This is a genomic window from Burkholderia sp. SCN-KJ (assembly GCF_024656005.1).
Taxonomy (GTDB): Bacteria; Pseudomonadota; Gammaproteobacteria; order Burkholderiales; family Burkholderiaceae; genus Burkholderia.
On the sequence record NZ_JANKOG010000038.1, the window covers coordinates 1 to 17,412 of the forward strand.

Annotated in this window: 13 protein-coding genes, 1 tRNA gene and 3 pseudogenes; 5 read left to right on the forward strand and 12 right to left on the reverse strand. The window is 63.8% G+C overall.

From position 1 onward, the window contains the following. From NQV17_RS34650 to NQV17_RS34660, 3 genes and pseudogenes are all read left to right on the forward strand, one after another. Positions 1-601, forward strand: a pseudogene (locus tag NQV17_RS34650) (AMP-binding protein); the annotation flags it as partial. A gap of 85 nt (positions 602-686) precedes the next feature. Continuing rightward, a complete protein-coding gene (locus tag NQV17_RS34655; RefSeq protein ID WP_257775692.1) occupies positions 687-1,031 on the forward strand; it encodes a DUF4212 domain-containing protein in 345 nt (114 codons plus the stop codon). 3 nt (positions 1,032-1,034) lie between these two features. Beyond that, positions 1,035-3,050, forward strand: a complete 2,016-nt coding sequence (locus NQV17_RS34660; protein WP_257775693.1) for a sodium:solute symporter family protein — start codon at positions 1,035-1,037, stop codon at positions 3,048-3,050. Between the two features lie 148 nt (positions 3,051-3,198). Here NQV17_RS34660 and NQV17_RS34665 read toward each other — a convergent pair whose 3' ends face one another. The 7 genes and pseudogenes from NQV17_RS34665 to NQV17_RS34695 form a co-directional block, all read right to left on the reverse strand. Next, a complete protein-coding gene (locus NQV17_RS34665; RefSeq protein WP_257775721.1) occupies positions 3,199-3,450 on the reverse strand; it encodes a PAAR domain-containing protein in 252 nt (83 codons plus the stop codon). 501 nt (positions 3,451-3,951) lie between these two features. Then, positions 3,952-4,045: pseudogene (locus tag NQV17_RS34670) on the reverse strand (PAAR domain-containing protein); the annotation flags it as partial. Then, on the reverse strand, positions 4,042-4,617 hold the full coding sequence (locus NQV17_RS34675; RefSeq protein ID WP_235879282.1) for a hypothetical protein: 576 nt from the start codon (positions 4,615-4,617) through the stop codon (positions 4,042-4,044). The pseudogene NQV17_RS34670 and the gene NQV17_RS34675, both read right to left, overlap by 4 nt. A gap of 135 nt (positions 4,618-4,752) precedes the next feature. Continuing rightward, positions 4,753-7,464: a hypothetical protein gene (locus NQV17_RS34680; protein ID WP_257775694.1), complete on the reverse strand. Its 2,712-nt coding sequence runs from the start codon at positions 7,462-7,464 to the stop codon at positions 4,753-4,755. Positions 7,465-7,524: 60 nt separating this feature from the next. Beyond that, positions 7,525-10,032: a type VI secretion system Vgr family protein gene (locus tag NQV17_RS34685; protein WP_257775695.1), complete on the reverse strand. Its 2,508-nt coding sequence runs from the start codon at positions 10,030-10,032 to the stop codon at positions 7,525-7,527. A 638-nt stretch (positions 10,033-10,670) separates the two neighbouring features. Then, positions 10,671-10,991, reverse strand: coding sequence for a hypothetical protein (locus tag NQV17_RS34690; protein WP_257775696.1), 321 nt, complete (start codon positions 10,989-10,991; stop codon positions 10,671-10,673). A gap of 6 nt (positions 10,992-10,997) precedes the next feature. Next, positions 10,998-11,088: transfer RNA gene (locus NQV17_RS34695), tRNA-Ser, on the reverse strand. 320 nt (positions 11,089-11,408) lie between these two features. Between NQV17_RS34695 and NQV17_RS34700 the strand changes: the two genes are divergently transcribed. Next, positions 11,409-12,044: an HAD family hydrolase gene (locus NQV17_RS34700; RefSeq protein ID WP_257775697.1), complete on the forward strand. Its 636-nt coding sequence runs from the start codon at positions 11,409-11,411 to the stop codon at positions 12,042-12,044. Positions 12,045-12,089: 45 nt separating this feature from the next. On the opposite strand, the gene NQV17_RS34705 is transcribed toward NQV17_RS34700, so the two are convergent. Beyond that, positions 12,090-13,202 carry a fatty acid desaturase gene (locus tag NQV17_RS34705; protein WP_257775698.1) on the reverse strand — a complete coding sequence of 371 codons (1,113 nt, stop codon included), beginning with the start codon at positions 13,200-13,202 and terminating at the stop codon, positions 12,090-12,092. A 226-nt stretch (positions 13,203-13,428) separates the two neighbouring features. Between NQV17_RS34705 and NQV17_RS34710 the strand changes: the two genes are divergently transcribed. Continuing rightward, positions 13,429-14,466, forward strand: a complete 1,038-nt coding sequence (locus tag NQV17_RS34710) for an AraC family transcriptional regulator (RefSeq protein ID WP_257775699.1) — start codon at positions 13,429-13,431, stop codon at positions 14,464-14,466. Positions 14,467-14,551: 85 nt separating this feature from the next. Here NQV17_RS34710 and NQV17_RS34715 read toward each other — a convergent pair whose 3' ends face one another. From NQV17_RS34715 to NQV17_RS34730, 4 genes and pseudogenes are all read right to left on the reverse strand, one after another. Further along, positions 14,552-15,601 (reverse strand): lactonase family protein, encoded by a 1,050-nt coding sequence (locus tag NQV17_RS34715; protein ID WP_257775700.1) that lies wholly within the window; start codon positions 15,599-15,601, stop codon positions 14,552-14,554. Continuing rightward, positions 15,588-15,782 (reverse strand): annotated as a pseudogene (locus NQV17_RS34720) (MFS transporter); the annotation flags it as partial. The gene NQV17_RS34715 and the pseudogene NQV17_RS34720, both read right to left, overlap by 14 nt. Further along, on the reverse strand, positions 15,761-15,898 hold the full coding sequence (locus NQV17_RS34725) for a hypothetical protein (RefSeq protein ID WP_257775722.1): 138 nt from the start codon (positions 15,896-15,898) through the stop codon (positions 15,761-15,763). The pseudogene NQV17_RS34720 and the gene NQV17_RS34725, both read right to left, overlap by 22 nt. Before the next feature lie 283 nt (positions 15,899-16,181). Then, positions 16,182-17,369, reverse strand: a complete 1,188-nt coding sequence (locus NQV17_RS34730; RefSeq protein WP_257775701.1) for a helix-turn-helix transcriptional regulator — start codon at positions 17,367-17,369, stop codon at positions 16,182-16,184. Positions 17,370-17,412: the final 43 nt, after the last annotated feature.

Here is a 17,412-nt window from a genome sequence, read left to right on the forward strand (position 1 = left end):
AACCGGCCAGGACGTGCCGAACGGGCAAGGCGGGATTCTCGTCGTCAAGCGTCCGTGGCCGGCGATGATCCGCACGATCTGGGGCGACCCGGAGCGCTTCAGGAAGAGTTACTACCCGGAAGAACTCGGCGGCACGCTCTATCTCGCCGGCGACGGCACGGTGCGCGACAAGGACACCGGCTACTTCACGATCATGGGCCGCATCGACGACGTGCTGAACGTGTCGGGCCACCGGCTCGGCACGATGGAGATCGAGTCGGCGCTGGTCTCGCACGAGCTGGTTGCGGAAGCGGCGGTGGTCGGCCGCCCGGACGACACGACCGGCGAGGCGGTGGTCGCGTTCGTGGTGCTGAAGCGTTCGCGTCCGGAAGGCGAGGAAGCGGCGGCACTCGCGAAGGCGCTGCGCGACTGGGTCGGCAAGCAGATCGGGCCGATCGCGAAACCGAAGGACATCCGCTTCGGCGACAACCTGCCGAAGACGCGCTCGGGCAAGATCATGCGGCGTCTCCTGCGCTCGCTCGCGAAGGGCGAGGCGATCACGCAGGACACGTCCACGCTCGAGAATCCGGCGATCCTCGAGCAGCTCGCCGAAGTGCGCTGATCGCGCCTGTTGCGCACGTTGCGCGTACGGGCCCCTGCGCGGCAATCCCGATTGCCCGCGCAGGGGCTTTTTGCTAAATAACGGCATGACCGTTCCGCACCGTCCGGCGCCTGTCGCGCCGCCGCCCGTTCCCGAGCCGCTCGCGCGTGCCCATGCGCGCTATTGGCGCTTCAACGTCGCATTGATCCTGGTGCTGATGGCGATCGGCTTCACGGTGTCGTTCGTCGTGCCGTTTTTCGCGCCCGCACTCGCGGGCATTCGCTTCGCCGGTTTCAGCCTGCCGTTTTATGTCGGCGCGCAGGGCGCGATTCTCGTGTATCTCGTGCTGATCGTCGTCTACATCGGCTTGATGCAACGCGCGGACCGCATGTTGCGGCGCGCGTACGACGAACATGCCGCGCACGCGGGCAATGCGCATCATGCTCGCTGATCCATGCTGACGCATCGATTGATTCGCGCGTACGCGCTTTACACACTCGGCTTCCTCGGGTTCGTGCTGCTGCTGTGGCGGATCGAGCGCGCGACCGGTTCCGGCGTGTGGATCGGCTATGTGTTCCTGTTCGTGCCGATTGCCGTGTATGCGGTGATCGGGCTGCTGTCGCGCACGTCCGATCTCGTCGAATACTACGTGGCCGGGCGGCGCGTGCCATCCGCGTTCAACGGGATGGCGACGGCGGCCGACTGGCTGTCGGCGGCGTCGTTCATCGGCCTTGCCGGCTCGCTCTACGCAACCGGCTACGATGCGCTCGCGTACGTGATGGGGTGGACCGGCGGGTTCTGCCTCGTTGCGTTCCTGCTTGCGCCGTACGTGCGCAAGCTCGCGCGCTACACGATTCCCGATTTCCTCGGCACGCGTTTTTCGAGCACCGCCGTGCGCGCGCTCGCGGCCGGCGCGGCGATCCTCTGCTCGTTCGTCTATCTGGTCGCGCAGATCCAGGGGATCGGGCTGATCGCGACGCGCTTCATCGGCGTCGATTTCGCGATCGGGATCTTCTGCGGGCTCGCGGGCATTCTCGTGTGTTCGTTTCTCGGCGGAATGCGCGCGGTCACGTGGACGCAGGTCGCGCAGTACATCATCCTGATCAGCGCGATCCTGATTCCCGTGTCGCTGATCGCGATGAAGAACGGGATCGGGCCGGTGCCGCAGTTCAATTACGGCAAGCTGATGGAACGTGTTGCGGCGCGCGAGGCGCAGCTGCGCGACGCGGCCGAGGAGCAGCAGGTGCGCGATGCGTATCGCCGGCAGGCGGCGGCCGTGCAGGCGCAGCTCGATCGCTTGCCCGCATCGTATGCGGACGCACGCCGGCAACTCGTCGACCAGCTCGCGGACCTGCGGCGCCACAACGGGCCGCTGCGCGAGATCAACCAGCGCGAGCGCGAGCTGGCGGACTTTCCGCGCGACCCGACGGCGGCGCGCGTGACCTGGACCCAGGCGCGCGACGACCTGCTGGCACGCGCCGAGCCGCCCGTGCCGATGCACGAGCCGTTTCCCGCGGCGAACGACGACGACCGCAAGCCGCGCGAGCGGAATTTCCTTGCGCTGTTGCTGTGCCTGTCGCTCGGCACCGCGAGCCTGCCGCACATCCTCACGCGCTACAACACGACGACGTCGGTCGCATCCGCGCGGCGCTCGGTCGGCTGGACGCTGTTCTTCATCGCGCTGTTCTACCTGAGCGTGCCGGTGCTCGCGGTGATGATCAAGTACGAGATCCTGACCAACCTCGTCGGGCGGCCGACTGCTGAATTGCCCGCGTGGGTCACGCAGTGGCATCACTTCGAGCCGGACCTGATCAGCGTCGTCGAGGTGGTTCGCGACGGCATCGTGCACTGGTCCGAGATCCAGATGCAGCCGGACATGGTCGTGCTCGCCGCGCCGGAGATCGCGGGGCTGCCGTATGTCGTGTCGGGGTTGATCGCGGCCGGTGCGCTGGCTGCTGCGCTGTCGACCGCGGACGGGTTGCTGCTGACGATCGCGAATGCGCTGTCGCACGACGTCTATTACTGCATGGTCGCGCCGGATGCGTCGAGCCAGCGGCGCGTGACGATCTCGAAGGTCTTGCTGCTCGGTGTCGCGCTGTTCGCGTCGTATGTCGCGTCGCTCAATACCGGGAAGATCCTGTTTCTGGTCGGGGCGGCGTTTTCGCTCGCTGCGTCGAGTTTCTTTCCGGTGCTCGTGCTTGGGGTGTTCTGGAAGCGGACGACGACGCGCGGTGCGATCGCCGGGATGGTGACGGGGCTCGCGGTGTGCGTGTACTACATCGTGTCGACTTATCCGTACTTCACGCAGCTCACCGGATTCGCCGGGCAGACATGGTTCGGGATCGAGCCGATCAGTTCAGGCGTGTTCGGCGTGCCGGCGGGGTTCGCGGTGGCGATCGCGGTCAGCCTGCTCGATCGGCAGCCGGATGAGTATACGCGGGCGTTGGTAGATTACATTCGGCATCCGTGAGGGGGGCATCTCGGTGCACCGACAGCGAAGGCGCTTGATTTCCTGGGCATTCAAGCGGCGTCATGTTTTTGCCTGCGATCGAAGACAAGCAACGCAGAGATCCAGCGATGATCGCTTCACGTCGTGCGAACAACACTTGTGGAGCCGGTCACGTGAGACTCGAAATCAGGTGACAGCCGCACGTCGCGCGATGGCCGTGCCGCGCGATCGGGGTGCCTCCGTCCATCATCGATGAATCGCCTTCCTCAATGATGTTGGGCGAGACGTCGGGATGCTGCGGGCACGATACGCGGTCGCCCTTGCGGGCGACGTAGCGGCCAGCGAAACGCATGGTCGTGGAGCCCGTTTCGACTTTGCCGCCGTGGTCGGTGTCGTCGCCGATGCGAATCAGATTCATCATGGTCGAAGGGGGGGGCGCCAAAAGGTCATCAGTAGTGCCTCGACTTGCCATGGGATTTTGATGGCATATATTTTCCCTTTTTAAATGAGTAAAGGGTGCTCTTCGGTTCTCCGCCGATTTCAGAATTCACGTCAATATCCCGGAATCCATTCCTGGTGCGCCGGCGAACTTCTATGGCATAACCTCCGGTGCTCAGGATTACCTTCCCGTGCGATTCATCCACAATCCAAATCGGACCAACGGCTGCTCCCCAGCCGCAAGCGTTGGATGTTGTTAGAAAGTATGTGCGGATCGGGAGTGAGGTTAGCGAAATCTCTTTCCCGGTAAGCTTGCAGCCCAAGTTTTTGAATGGTGAAAACGATGTGTCTTTTGAAACGGCTGAAACTGCTTTCCCGCGAACGTCGCTCAGTCCCTTGTCTTCAATGGTGAAATCGACACCCTTGGAAAAAGCGTTGGCACTGCAAGCCAAGAAGATCGGGATAATAAATCTCAAGAAGCGCATGGCACTTCGGCCGTCGAAAAGCATCGTGTTTGAGCCGGTTTCGACCTTGCCGCCGTGATCGGTGTTGTCACCGATGCGGATGAGATCCATCATTTGGTGGTTTCGCTAACAGCCGGTTGCAGCCGGTCAGTGTCAAGGCTGCTGGATCGCAGTCGGCTACTTCTTACCCAGCCGCGAACGGGGCTGGTCTTCTTCGAGTTTTGGTAAGCGACAAACGTGAATCCATGATAACTAGTGTACGCGTCGACGGATTCTCCAGTCAAAATAAAAACTCCTGGCGTTTTGCACGCGTAATCTGGTGCTGAATAGAACTGAAGGCGACCGCTTCCAATGACTGCCATCCCGCTTTTCGATTGAGGTATGTCAACAGCAAGCTTCGAGGCTTGATTATTGAATTCGTTGCAGATCGAAGCTGCCTTCGATGGCTTGCGGATACAATCTGAAATGAATTTTCGGTACTTTTCCGCATTAACCTTCAGTGTGTCTGGATGCTCGGGGTCTCGTGTCACATCCAACGCCTTCATCGAATTTGTATCCAAATTGATCCAGCCAATGGACACTTGCTTGTCGAGATTGTCGGGGCTGTCCGCAGCGACATATAGTCGGACGCTATAGACTCCATCGGACACATCCTCAATATCAGCTTGGATGTCCTTCTTGTTCATCGCAACGTGCTCAAGTGGAGGTACGACCAGCTCTCTTAATTCGCTTCTGCAGATATCAGCTGAGGCACGGCCGCCACATGAAATAATCAGGAGGAGAGTGAGTGTTACGATTTTGTCAACGATTCTCATGCTGGGTCATTGAAATGAATTTACGATTCGCGGTGTTATGGATTCGAGTGTTTTTCTGTAAATCGATTGTGCATTTGCGTCGGTTGAAAACCATCGTGCGTAATTTCCATTATAGTGCACGATGTACTTGGCCTTGAATTCCATGCCGACGCGCACTGACGAAACTGCGACGAACACTTTCTTTTTATTCGTAACTTGCGCATTTCCGCCTACGCCGCTGAGGCCGGCACCTTCAAAGGCTGCCCATGTTCCAATTGGCGGTTCGCTGTAAAAATCGGGAGTCCATCCGTAGTACGGTGCTGGGCCATGCACTTCCATGCCGCCTGTTCCGCATCGGCGATATTGGCTCGATTGGAAGTGCCTCGTTTCCGTCCGATACATACGCTCAACCGTCTCGGCGATAGTACGTCCATACTTGTCGAAAATGTATTTTAGTGCGTCCCTAGCGTCTTCTTCCGTGAAGTGATTTTCGCCAGTGACAGGCTTGGCGATGAAATTGCCGACAATCCCGATCGGATGGAAGTGCCACGGAATGGGCTCCTTCGGGAACCCCTCCACACCGGTGACCTGCTCCCACCATTGCAATTTTCCGATCCGCTCGATTTCGGTCTTCCACAGCCAGAGCAGCTTCTTCATCAGCGGAGACAACGCCTCCCACTTGCCCAGGCCGCCGCCCCATTCGCTCTCGCCCCGTACGACGAGGTGGGAGAGGGCTTCCGCCGTCCACGGGGTTTCCTGCGCGTGCTTCAGTTCCTGGGCGGTTACTTTCCCGTCGTGGTTCGCGTCGATCGCCTTTTCGAGTTTCGCGATGAGCGGGCTGCTGTTGACCGTCGCTGCGCTCGTCTCGAATTCGCTCTTGTCTTCGTCGACCAGGAACTGCTCGGCGACGTAGATGTAACGCTTGAGCATGTCGAGCGGCGTGATGCTGCTGTTGTCGATCAGCGCGAAGCCCGGCCAGTCCCACGGCCCGCACATGCGCACGAGCGGATGATCTTGTTCGCACACCCATCCGTCACGCGTGCCGCCGTCCCTGGTGCCGATCGTCACGTAATACCAGCGACGCCCTTGGTCGTCCTGCGCGATGTTCTTGTCCAGATCGACGGTGCGAAACACGGCGCGGAAATCCGCTCCCGGGCCTTTCGCACTCGAAAAGCTCAGCGGGAAGTCCTTCCAGGCGGGCACGATCGTGGTGAGGGTCGTATTGGCGAGGCTTCCGTCGACCCATACAGGCGTACCGGTGTCGTAGAAAACCGGCTTCGTGCGACGATTGCCGTGTCCAGGGGCGGCCGTCTTCGGTTGTACCTTCACCCACTTTCCCTTTGCGTCGGCGGCGACCGGTACGAGCTTGGTGCCCGGTTGCAGCTTGTGAGCGGGTTCCGGCAAATGGGTAACCAGCTGCGCTCCGGGCGAGATTTCCAGGAACGCTTTGGACGCCGGCAGATGCTTTGCGCGATCACGGCTCTTCTGGATGAACGATTCGAGCTCGGGGCCTGCGAATACTTCGAGGTGCAGCAGCGACCGGTTCGGTTTCGGCGGCAGCAGCTTCGCATCCGGGTAGCGCAGATAGTGGCCGAGCCGGCCGATCACGTCGCCGCCCTTCACCCTGTACGGTTGCTTCAGCACGACGACCGCGTCTAGCGGCTTCGGGTCGACGATCGGATCGAGTTCCCCGAGGAAGACGTATCCGTACGGCGCGTGCGGCGACGCCGGCGCGCCGACGACCGCCGCGGCTGGCGTGCCCGACTTGATGGACTTGATTTTCGCCCAGCCTGGTTTCGCTTGTGCCCGTTCGTCGGTGTCCGATATGGTCAACTCCGACCCCCGCGGCAGAATGCCGATGATCTTGCCGTTCGGCAGATCGCGGATGCGGATGCCCGTGATCGGGGGCGGGAGCGGCGTCGCATCCTTGTCGCTTTCTTCCGGTTCCGGCAGTTTCTTGAAATCGCTCTGGATGAATTCCCCGAGCACGTCGCGGTTGATCGTCTTGCGCAGTGACGATACCGGCACTTTCGGCCGCGGAGCGTTCTGCTTGTCGTTTGCCTTGTTGCCGACGACATAGTAGCGATCGCCCTCCCAATACCGCATCGGTCCGATGTTCGGCCCGGACCGGCCTACAGGTGCGACTTTCGCCTGTTCAGCCTCAGACTGGTATGTGTTCCAGTCCATCGTATGCATGTACAGGCTGAAGAACGTCAGCGTTTCGTCCGGTGCCGGCTTGCTCGCAGTCGCGTTCTTGGTCGCCGACGGAGCGGGCGGCGTGGGCGTGGTCGATGATGTCGCCGTCTGCATTGAGGAATCCTTTGCCGCGTTCGCCTTCGGCGGTGGGGGCACAGGTGGCAACTGCAATCGATGACGGATCAACACGAAACCCGTCGAGTACAACGCGTGTCGGCCGTCCTGATAGCGCTGCTCCGGATACTTGCTGTCCAGCCGGTACGCGACGACGTCACCGTCGGCGATCGCGCGGATCCCGTCGCCTTGCTTCAATCGCGCCGCCGTGTTCTGGTCGAAGTGGATGCCGCCGTGCCACATGCCGTTCGCGCCCAACGGATAGAACCCGTCCTCGGCGGCTGCCAATGCCTTCATATAGGTCATCGGGTTGGCCGGGTCATCCTTGCCGACCGGCGTGAACGGAAAAGCCCAGTTCAGCGGTGTGCTCGGAGGAGACGCCGGCTGGGCTGGCGCGATGGGCTTCGGGGTAGGGTGGCTATTGCTCATGATTCCCGGAATCTCTCGGTTCTCGTTTTTCTTGCTGCTCGGGTGGTGGCCGGTGCGGCGTTAGCCGGAGAAGAGCGAGCCGCGGCCGCCATCGGTCGACACCGGCGTTGTCTGCAACGGATCGCGAAGCGTTCTGCTCGCACCCCCCGGTTTGTCCCAGCTTCCGCATTTTTCGAGGATCTGCCCGGTCGTCACGTTCTCGATCAGCCCGCCCTTGATGCGGATATACGAGCCACCCGCGCCGATCCACACTTCCTCCGCGGCCGTCAGAATCAGACGTCCGTCCGCGCTTTCGATCTTCACGTCCTGCAGGCCGACCAGCGAAACGGCGCCGCTCTGTGCCTGAATGTCTACCGGCCCCTTTGCGGCGAAAATCTTGATGCCGAGGTTCTGCGCGAACAGGCTGATCTTGTCCAGCACACTGGCCAGCAACGCCTTGCCGGCCGCCAGGTTGATGTTCCTGCCTGCCACGACGTTCGCGTGCTGGTTTGCCGTGACATGCACCGATTGCTGCGTCGACGCGGCGATCCCTTCAGGACTGGATAGCAGCATCACCGGCTTCGCAAAACCATTCGCGTTGCCGGTGCCGCCGCCAGCCGTGCGGCCACCGCCGGTCGCGCCAGCGACCGTGCGCTGCGTCGCGTCTGTGAACGACTTCAGCGCGGCCTGGCCGTCCTGCAGGCTTTCGGCGCGGTTCGTTTCGCTGGCCCTCGACGCGGTTTCGAACACGGCTTCCGCGCCGGCGAGCGGCTCGGTTGCGGCCGTTACGTTCAGCGGCTGCGCGGTGGCCGGCTGCGTCGACACATACAGGCCTTGCTCGGCGCGCACCGCGCCGTACGCGCCGGATTTCAGGTCGAACCCGTTGCCGAGGAACGTGCCGCGCGTGTTGTCGCTCTGCTCGATCAGATAGCCCAAATGCAGATGAGAGCTGTAGCTCGACGAGTAAAGGTGGACCCGGTTCTGACCGCTCGCGTCATCCATGACGAGCTGGTTGAATCCGTCGCCACCATATTCGCGGGAGCGGAAGCCGGACAGCAGGCCGTGGGTATGCCATACCGGCATCGTTGCGCCACCATGCAATCGCGAGATGATGACCGGCCGGTCGCAATCGCCGTTCACGAAGCCCAGGAGCACCTGATCATCCTTGCGCAACGGAAAATAACCGCCGCGCCTTGCGCCTGCGTCCGGCATCGCCGCCCGAATCCACGACGTCGACTTCGTATTGCGATCGTTCCGGCTGTTCGATGTCCGCACCCGCACACGGTTGCCGTCGTCCGTGACGATTTCCTCGTTGCTGTCGGTTACGACGATCGCCGTCTGCAAGTGCATCTCCGGCTTCTGATGCTCGAACGGGCTGCGAAAGGGTGTCTTGCGGCGCTGCGCTTCGATCTCGACGTGAAAGAATCCGACGCCGCCATCGCGGTGGCTCACGGTCGTACCGGCTCCGGCGGACTGGGCCTGTTCGATTTCGCTGCGCAGGCTGCGCGGGAATCGCGTGAGCGCATCCATTCCCGGCACGTTGTTCTGAATCAGCCAGTCGCTCGCGATGATCGACAACTCGCGCTCGTCCGCTGGCAGCGCATCGAACAGAGGATGCCCGGATACCCTGAACCAGTAGCCGGGCAGCGCGTAGCGCGGACTGCCGATCGCGAAATAGCGCTTCGCACGCGAAGCCCATTCTTCGGTTCGAATGCGGGCCTGTTGTTGTCCGACATCGGATTTGGCCCAGGCCTGCGAGCCCGTATACAGATAGTCTTCGCCTTGACCGGGCAAATCATCCAGATCCGCCGCCGGCGTGCTGACCTGTTTGTCGAGGTCCGGCCGCTTGTAGTCGGCCGTTCCGAGCGTGAGTGTTGCGCTCTGGACGTCCTGCTGTTCGCTCAACTGGGTGAGCCCGTCGAAATCCTCGTCGGTGCCCGCATGGCTGAACTTCATCTCCGCATTCGGCAGCGAAGGCCCGAAATACAGGTCGTCCATCATGATGACCTCGTGCGACTTGCCGTCCTGCGCGAAATCGAAGCGCGGAAACACACCGACCTCCTCCAGGCTCCGATGCACGAAATTCCAGTCGGTTTCCCACTGCACGCGGTGCGAATACGAGCGCATCGCCGTGCGCAGTTCGTGACCATAGTTGCCGGAAGCTTGCGGATGCTTGCCGAATACGTCGGTGAGAATCTGCCAGCCGCTGGCTTCCTGCCAGTCGCGCCGATCGCTGCCGAGTTTCAAAAAGCTCAACCAGGAGGAGAACTGGAGCTGGAAATACGAGACGGCCCCGTCGTTTCCGACGCGACGGGCGCGTTGCACGTAGCCGTGGATCGGCAGATAGCGGCCGCCCGTCTGGCGGATCCAGAGCGTGACAGGTTGCAGCATCAGGGCGTTGAGCTTGATTTTGTCGCCCGCGACGGACGATGCGTCGACGGTTACCTCGAAATTGCGGCCGAGCCGCGCGTTGATCTTGACGTACAGCGGCACGAGCCAGTCGTCGCCGAGCGGCGTGTCAAGTTTGATGATGCGATCGAACTGCGCGTAGCCGCCGCGCAGCACCTTCAGCAAGACTTCCCGGCCCATTCGTCACCCCGGTTCATGGAAAACGCGCCCGACCATCACCGAATATCGGAACATCGGAGCTGCGTAATTGCGGTAACTTTATCTTTTGGAATAAACGGCGATATATTCGAGTGTTCTATTTAAATTGGTGTCGCACCATGGAAAATGGGAGGTGACGATCCCCGCGCTTGATTGCACAAAAAATCATACCGAAGTCAGTTCGATGCGGTAACTGTGTGGCAACGATCCTTAAAGATTTTCTCAATGCTGCTTCCGGCATCTTTTTGAGAAGATTCGATGCTTATCGAGATGCGTCTGGCTTCAATAAGAAAACTACGACTGTACGAAACCTCGGATCAGCGTTTTTCGGCGCGTGCACTATGTTTTGCGGATTTGGTTAGTACACGTCTGCTAGCTTCATCGACTGTCAGCGATCCCGTGATAAGTGAATACTCTGAATCAACGAAGTTCACAAATCGTTACGGAAAGTTGGGCGGCGATTGAGATTCTGGCAACCCATCGTGGTTATGCGCGAGCTGTTGCTTTCGATTGGGACGAAATTGAAGGGGGCAGTGAAATTTGCAGGACCGTACGTCCATTGGTTTGATAGAGCGACGCCATTTTGTTTCGTGCAATACATACGCGCATATATGGCGAATCTATCGGACGGCTAGACGAATAAGGAGAATGCTGTCGAACCCGATGGATACCGACAGCACGTCTTCGAAGCGACGGGCGATCGGCAACCACACGCTGTCGGTCTGGTACGCCGTGACGAAAACGTCGATGTCGGGTCGACGCTCTAACGCCTCCAGGGGGCGCGCCGGCGTGACAGGGGCACGGAACAACCGCGCGGCGACTGGCCCGTTGCCAGGATCGGTCGCGGAAGCAGGGAAGAGGGCGGCCAACGCGATTTGATTCCACGTCGCATGTCGCAAAAAAGCCCCGCAAAATCGATCGATCTTGCGGGGCCTTTTCATTGATTCTGGCGGAGAGAGGGGGATTCGAACCCCCGATAGGCGATTAACCTATACACGCTTTCCAGGCGTGCGACTTAAACCACTCATCCATCTCTCCGGAAGAACGAGAGTATAGCAAACTCTGGCGGCCTCCCGCCACTCCGTTCGACGATCGGCCGGAACCGGCCCCAAAACCTTCCAGCGACGCTCGCACGACGTGCATTCGGTGCGGGTGTGGAGGGCGGCCGGGGAGACGTGGCTGAACCGGGTCAGCGGGTCGTTGCTGCCGATGCTCGCGGGGTATGTCTCGTTGTTTCGAAAAAGCGCGAACTGACGCGATCGCGTATCGAGCCGTGCCGCCAGTCGCGCCGGTGCCCGCACGCACGGCGGCGCGACTCTGCTATCTTCCCGGGCATCTCACCGCTTTCCCGCCTCTCCATGACCGACCGCATCGTCGCCGCATTCGATTTCGACGGCACCATCACGACCACCGACAGCTTCCGTCATTTCGTCCGCTACGCGGTCGGCACGCCGCGTTTCGCATGGGCCGGGCTGCGCGCGCTGCCGTGGATCGTCGCGATGAAGGCGGGCCTCCTGTCGCGCGGCGACGCGAAGGCGAAGTTCGCATGGTTTGCGTTCGGGCCGATCCGCGAGGACGCGCTCGACGCGCTCGCGCGCCGCTTCGTCGATGGTTATCTGCCGAACCTCGTGCGTCCGGACATGCTGGAACGGGTGCGCGAGCATCAGGCGCGCGGGCATGAAGTCGTGCTGGTCAGCGCGTCTCCGTCGCTGTATCTGGAGAAGTGGGCGAAGACGGTCGGCATCGGCACGGTGCTCGCGACGCGCCTCGCGTTCGAGCGCGGCACGTTTACCGGGCGGCTGAACGGCGAGAACTGCTGGGGGCCGCAGAAGGTCGTGCGCTTGCGCGGCTGGTGGGGAAATCAGCCGCCCGCGAAGCTGTTCGCGTACGGCGACAGCCGCGGCGACAAGGAAATGGCCGAACTCGCGAACCGGGCATGGATCCGCGGGCAGGGACCGATGCCGGCGATCGGCGCTGAAGGACTGACCAGCTGACCGACTGACGGGACCCGCGCCGCGAGCCGCGCCGCCTGCCCGCCGTTACGCGTCGGCCCGCTGCACGCCGCGCGCACCGCGAATCGGACGATACGCGCCCCAGCGATTGGCGCGCCTGAACGTGCCGACATCGTTGAACCGCACGCCGACTTCACGCAGCGCCGCATGCGCGGTGCGCGCGGTCAACTGCCGGATGTAGAACGGATCGCGCACCACGAAGTGATGGATCGCGTGTGTGCTGCCGAAGTTGAAGCAGAACAGCTGGAACGGCAGCATCCACCACGGGTTCAGCACCTGGGTCTGCTGGATCACGTTGCGCGAATCGATGTCGCCGAAGTAATGCATGTTCGAGCTGACGAAGTTGATGCAGAAGCTGCGCACGAAGTTCGGCCCGAGCCACACGACCGCGAGGAAATCGACGACGCTCATCACGCGCTCGACGACGGCCGGCACGGTCACCGCATGGCCGAACGCATGCAGCGCGAACAGGCCGGCGTGATACACGATGAACGCGTGCCACAGCGCGTAGTACGCGTGACCGACCGGCATGTAGGACGATACCTGCTCGACGCGCAATTGCGCGCGCTCGGCCGCATCCTGCACCGGCTGCGCGGCCACGTACTGCTTGACCTTGCGGCGCATCGCATCCGGCCGCAGCACGACGGCGAGCATGCCGTCCGCGATCATCAGCAGCCGCTTCACGCCCCAGCGTTCGCCGTTGGTGATGCCGAATTCCTCGAGATCCGATTCGCCGCCCGATACCTTGTGGTGATGCAGGTGCATGCGCCGGCGCGTCCACGGGTTGATCGTGCCCGGCCGCGTGAGCCAGCACAGCGCCATCATCAGGTGATAGGCCCATGGCGTCTTCTTGAAGTACATCAGGTGGATCAGGTCGTGCTCGAGTTCGTGGATCAGCGACGTGACGAACGCGGCGAGCGGCAACGCGACGTACCACGCGATCGCGCCGCGCGCATACAGCCACGCAATCGCGAGCATCGCGCCCACCGACACGGCCATCACGGTCGCGCCGACGAGGTTCTGGTTGTCGAGCAGCGGAAAGCGCGCGCGGATCGCGTCGCTCGCGGCGTTGACCTCGCGGCGGACATACGCGACCTTGTCGGCGTCGTGGCGAAAGACGGTTCGTGCGGGTTGGCTCATCGACCGGAATCCGTGCGGAAAGAGTGGGGCGCAATGCCGATGTGACAAGCATAGGCGCGCCCCGGAGCACACGCGAGGGCCGCCGGTGCCAATGATGGTGTCATTTCGGGTCACGGTGGCCGGTGCACGGGCGTGCGATGCCGCATCGGGCGGCTAGAATGCCGCTGCGGTGTCATTACGGGCCAGCAGCGCTACAATCCGCCGAAATCGCTCCGGAGTCCGCCGCATGGCCCTGTCCGCCCCGGATGCCGCGCGCCAGCTGAACAAGGCGACGGTATCGTCCGCGTATGCGCTGTTCATGCTGATGCTCGCCGAGGAGCGCGGCATCGATGGCGGCCGGATTCTCGCCGGCTCGGGCGTCGAGCGCGAGCGGCTCGCGCAGCCCGACGCGCGCATCACGCCGCTGCAGCAGGCGGCGATCGTGTTCAACCTGCTCGAGGCGACGGACGATCCGTCGATCGCGATCGAGATCGGCCTGCGCAGCAGCCTCACGAAATCCGGGCTGATCGGCTTCGGGCTGATGAGTTGCGCAACGCTCGGCGAGGCGATCGCGCTCGGCATCCGCTACCTGCCGACGCGCGTGCCGTTCTTTTCGGTGCGGCTCGCTGAGCTCGACGGGATCGTCGACATCGACGTGCTCGAGGCGTTTCCGCTCGGCCGGTTGCGCCAGTTCGCGGTGGAAAACTTCCTGGTCGAGACGGCGATCCTGTTCAACTCGCTGCTCGATCCCGCGCCGGGGCGCACGCTGCAGTCGCGCGCGGAGCTGCATTTCGAGTGGCCCGAGCCGCCGTGGTTCGAGCGCTATCGCGCGCGGCTGCCGCGCTGTCATTTCGACGCGAGCGCGAACCGCATCCGCTGCGACGCCGCGCTGCTCGACGAGCCGATCGGCACCGCGAACGCGCAGACCGCGCAGATGATCGTCCAGCAATGCGAGGCCGAACTCGCGCGGCTCGGCTATGCGGAAAGCATCGTCGAGCGCGTGCGCAACCTGCTGATCTGCGGCGAGACCGGTTATCCGTCGGTGGACGAAATCGCACGCGAACTGCATGTGTCGGCGCGCACGCTCAAACGCAAGCTCGCGGAATTCGGTGCGACCTATTCGGCGCTGCTCGACGAGATCCGGCTGCGCGATGCGCTCCGGTTGCTCGAGGGCACGCGCCTGCCGGTCGACGAGATCGCGGCGCGGGTCGGCTATACCGACCGCGCGAATTTCACGCGTGCGTTCAAGCGCTGGACCGGCGTCGCGCCGAGCGAGCGGCGCTGACGGCGCGCCGGGCGGCGCGGGCCGGTGCCGGTCGTGCGCCCGGCGTCGATCAAGCAATCATTCGATCCATCGGTCGATGGACCCGTCAGACAATCGCCACCCAGTTCGCCCCGCGGCCGCCCGGCACGCGGGCGTGCAACGCCAGCGTGCCGTCGTCCGGCGCGATCGCGTACACCGACACGTATTCCGACTGCTCGCCGCACGCGACGAGCCAGCGTCCCGACGGATCGATCGCGAAGCCGCGCGGCTGCGTTTCGGTGGCCGTCGCGTGTACGGGGTCGAAGGCGCCGTCCGCATCGCGGCGATAGCAGAGCAACTGGCTCGACGTGCGTTCGCTCACATACGCGAAGCGCTCGTCGGGCGTCAGGTGGAGATCGGCAGCCCACACGGCGGGCCCGGTCGGCGCGGGCGGGCGCGCATGGCCTTGCGCGAGGCCGGCGACGGCCGGGTGGCGCGCGCTGACCCGTGCGTCGCCGAGGCGGCCGCTGTCGGCGTCGCGTGCGAAGGTCGCGAGCGTGGCCTGGAATTCGCTGACCGCGACCAGCATCCGGCCGTCGCGCGCGAAGCGCAGGTGGCGCGGCCCGAAGCCGCCCGGCACACGCGTTTCGCCGTGCTCGACCATACGCAGGCCGCCGGCATCCTCGATCAGCGCGAACGTGAAGATCCGGTCCGAGCCGAGCGAGCTCACGTACGCGAAGCGGTTGTCCGGCGACACGACGACCGCATGCGCGTTCGCGATACCGTGCGCGACCTGCAGCGGCGCGCCGTCGCCGTCGCGCACGCGCGCGGCGTCGTAGAGGCTCAGCGAATGGCCGCCGTACGACGCGCCGAGCAGCCAGCGGCCGCTGCGGTCGAGCGACAGGTAGGCGAGGCTCGCGTCGATCGCGGTCGCGCCGATGCGGGCGAGCGCGCCGGTCGCCGCCGCGACGCGGAACGCGACGATCGTCGGCTGCTCGCCGCGCGTCGCGACGTACAGCCGCGCGCGGTCGGGCTGCACGGCGACCGGCATCGCGAGGTCGCCGGCCGGGTAGCGGGCGAGCGGCGCGAGCGTGCCGTCGGACGTGAGCGAGAACGTGGCGAGGTCGCCGTCGACGGCATTCGAGACGACGACGGTCAGGCGGTCAGTGTTCGGCATGGCGGAGCATTGCGGTGTGCGTGAAGGACTCGTTGGCCGGCTGGCCGCGCGGCGGATCGCTGCGCCGGTGCGTACGCGCGAACGGCGCGGCGACCGTGGCGACTAGGAACGCGATCGCGAGCGCATCCCGGCCGCCCGCGATCGAACCCGTATGTTGCTTCAGATAGCCGAAGGCCGTCGGCAGCGGTCGATATCGTTCGCGATGAACATGATCGGCACGAGCGGCAGCACGTGCCATTTCACTTTCGAGACGGCGGATGCGAGCGGGTAGCGGCCGGGCAGGGCGGGCGAGGTCAAGGGAGTCTCCGGGCGGGCGGCGAACGGGGCAGCGGCCTGCGTTCGCTTCGGGTGGGGATCTAAGTAGTATGTTGTCATATGACATATTACGCCTGAGATCCGGATATGACGTCGCGAGTTTACCCGGAATATAGTCAAATATTGGGAAATGTCAGGAGGTTGTCGCCGTGCACAATCACGTCTGATGACGGATGATATGAACGGACAGAGGCTCGGCGTGCCGCTCGGATCTGCCCTGCGGCGCACTTCTCCCCGGCAATCTGCCGGCTTCGTGCGCGGCCCGCTATGCCATCGACACGACGCTGTTCAGCAGCATCTTCACGAGCACGGCCTGCCGTGTCGCCCCCGTCTTCGCGAAGATTCCGCGCAGATGCGCACGGGCGGTGTTCTTCGTGATGCCGGTCGCGGCGGCCGCTTCGTCGAGCGTCAGGCCGTCGACGAGCAGCAGCGCGATCTCGGTTTCCATCGGCGTGAGGCGAAACAGCCGGTGCAGCATGTCGCGCGAGGTCTGCGGCGACGACGCCGGATCGCGGACGAACACCGCGACGGCCGGCCGGTGCTGGCGATCCTCCGCGCCGTGAAAGGGCGCGAGCGGGCGCAGCAGCACGTTCAACGGCATCGCGCCGCCGGGGCGCGACAGCGTGGTGGCCTCGATGCGTGCGAGCGCGCCCGCACGGAAATGCTCGAGCGCGGCCTGCAGCGCCTTCTGCAGCCGGCGCTCGTCGAGCGGGCACGACGCATGGAGCCGCTCCTGGCGCAGGCACAGGCCGTCCTGCTGCTCGAACAGCCGCTCGGCGATGCGGTTGTGCTTGATCACGCGGCCGTCCTCGTCGAGGATCGCGGTGCCGACGTCGAGCCGGTCGACCGTGCCCGCGTATAGCGCGCGTTCGGCGTCGAGCACGTCGAGCGCCGCGTGCAGCTCGACCGCGCGCTGCAGGTGCGGCAGCAGCGTCGCGACCTGCGCGCGTTCGGCTGCGTCGAAGTCGCGCGCATGATGCGGGCGGCTCACGAAGAATGCGCACTGGACGCCGCGCTCGCCGCGCAGGTTCGCGCCGAGGATGAAGCGCAGGTCGAGCGGCTGCAGGTATTGCCGGTAGAAATCGTGCGCGCACCAGCGCGTCGCGCCGAACAGCGTGTCGGCCGTGAATACCTGGCCGGGCGGGTGGTCGAGAAACGGGCACAGCGCGTAGAACTCTTCGCTGTACGACGGTTCGCCGGGCAGCAGCGGGCCGTGGGTCGATGCGTTGATGATGAGCCCGCGCCGCGTGCCGCGCGGGCTGCGCAGCACGAGCGTCGTGAAGCTCGCGTCGAGCCGCACGCGCATCGCTTCGAGAAAGCCCGCCCAAGGCGTCGTCTCGGACGGGCCCTGATAGACGAGCCCGAGCCACGCGCTGAGTTCGCGGGCCGTCCATGCCGCGTCGTCGAAGCTGTCGTGTGCGGCCGTGTCGCCGGGCGCCAGCGCGATCCGCATGCTCGTGTTCTCCTGGGTCGGGGTGAATGCTCCCGAGCCAGCA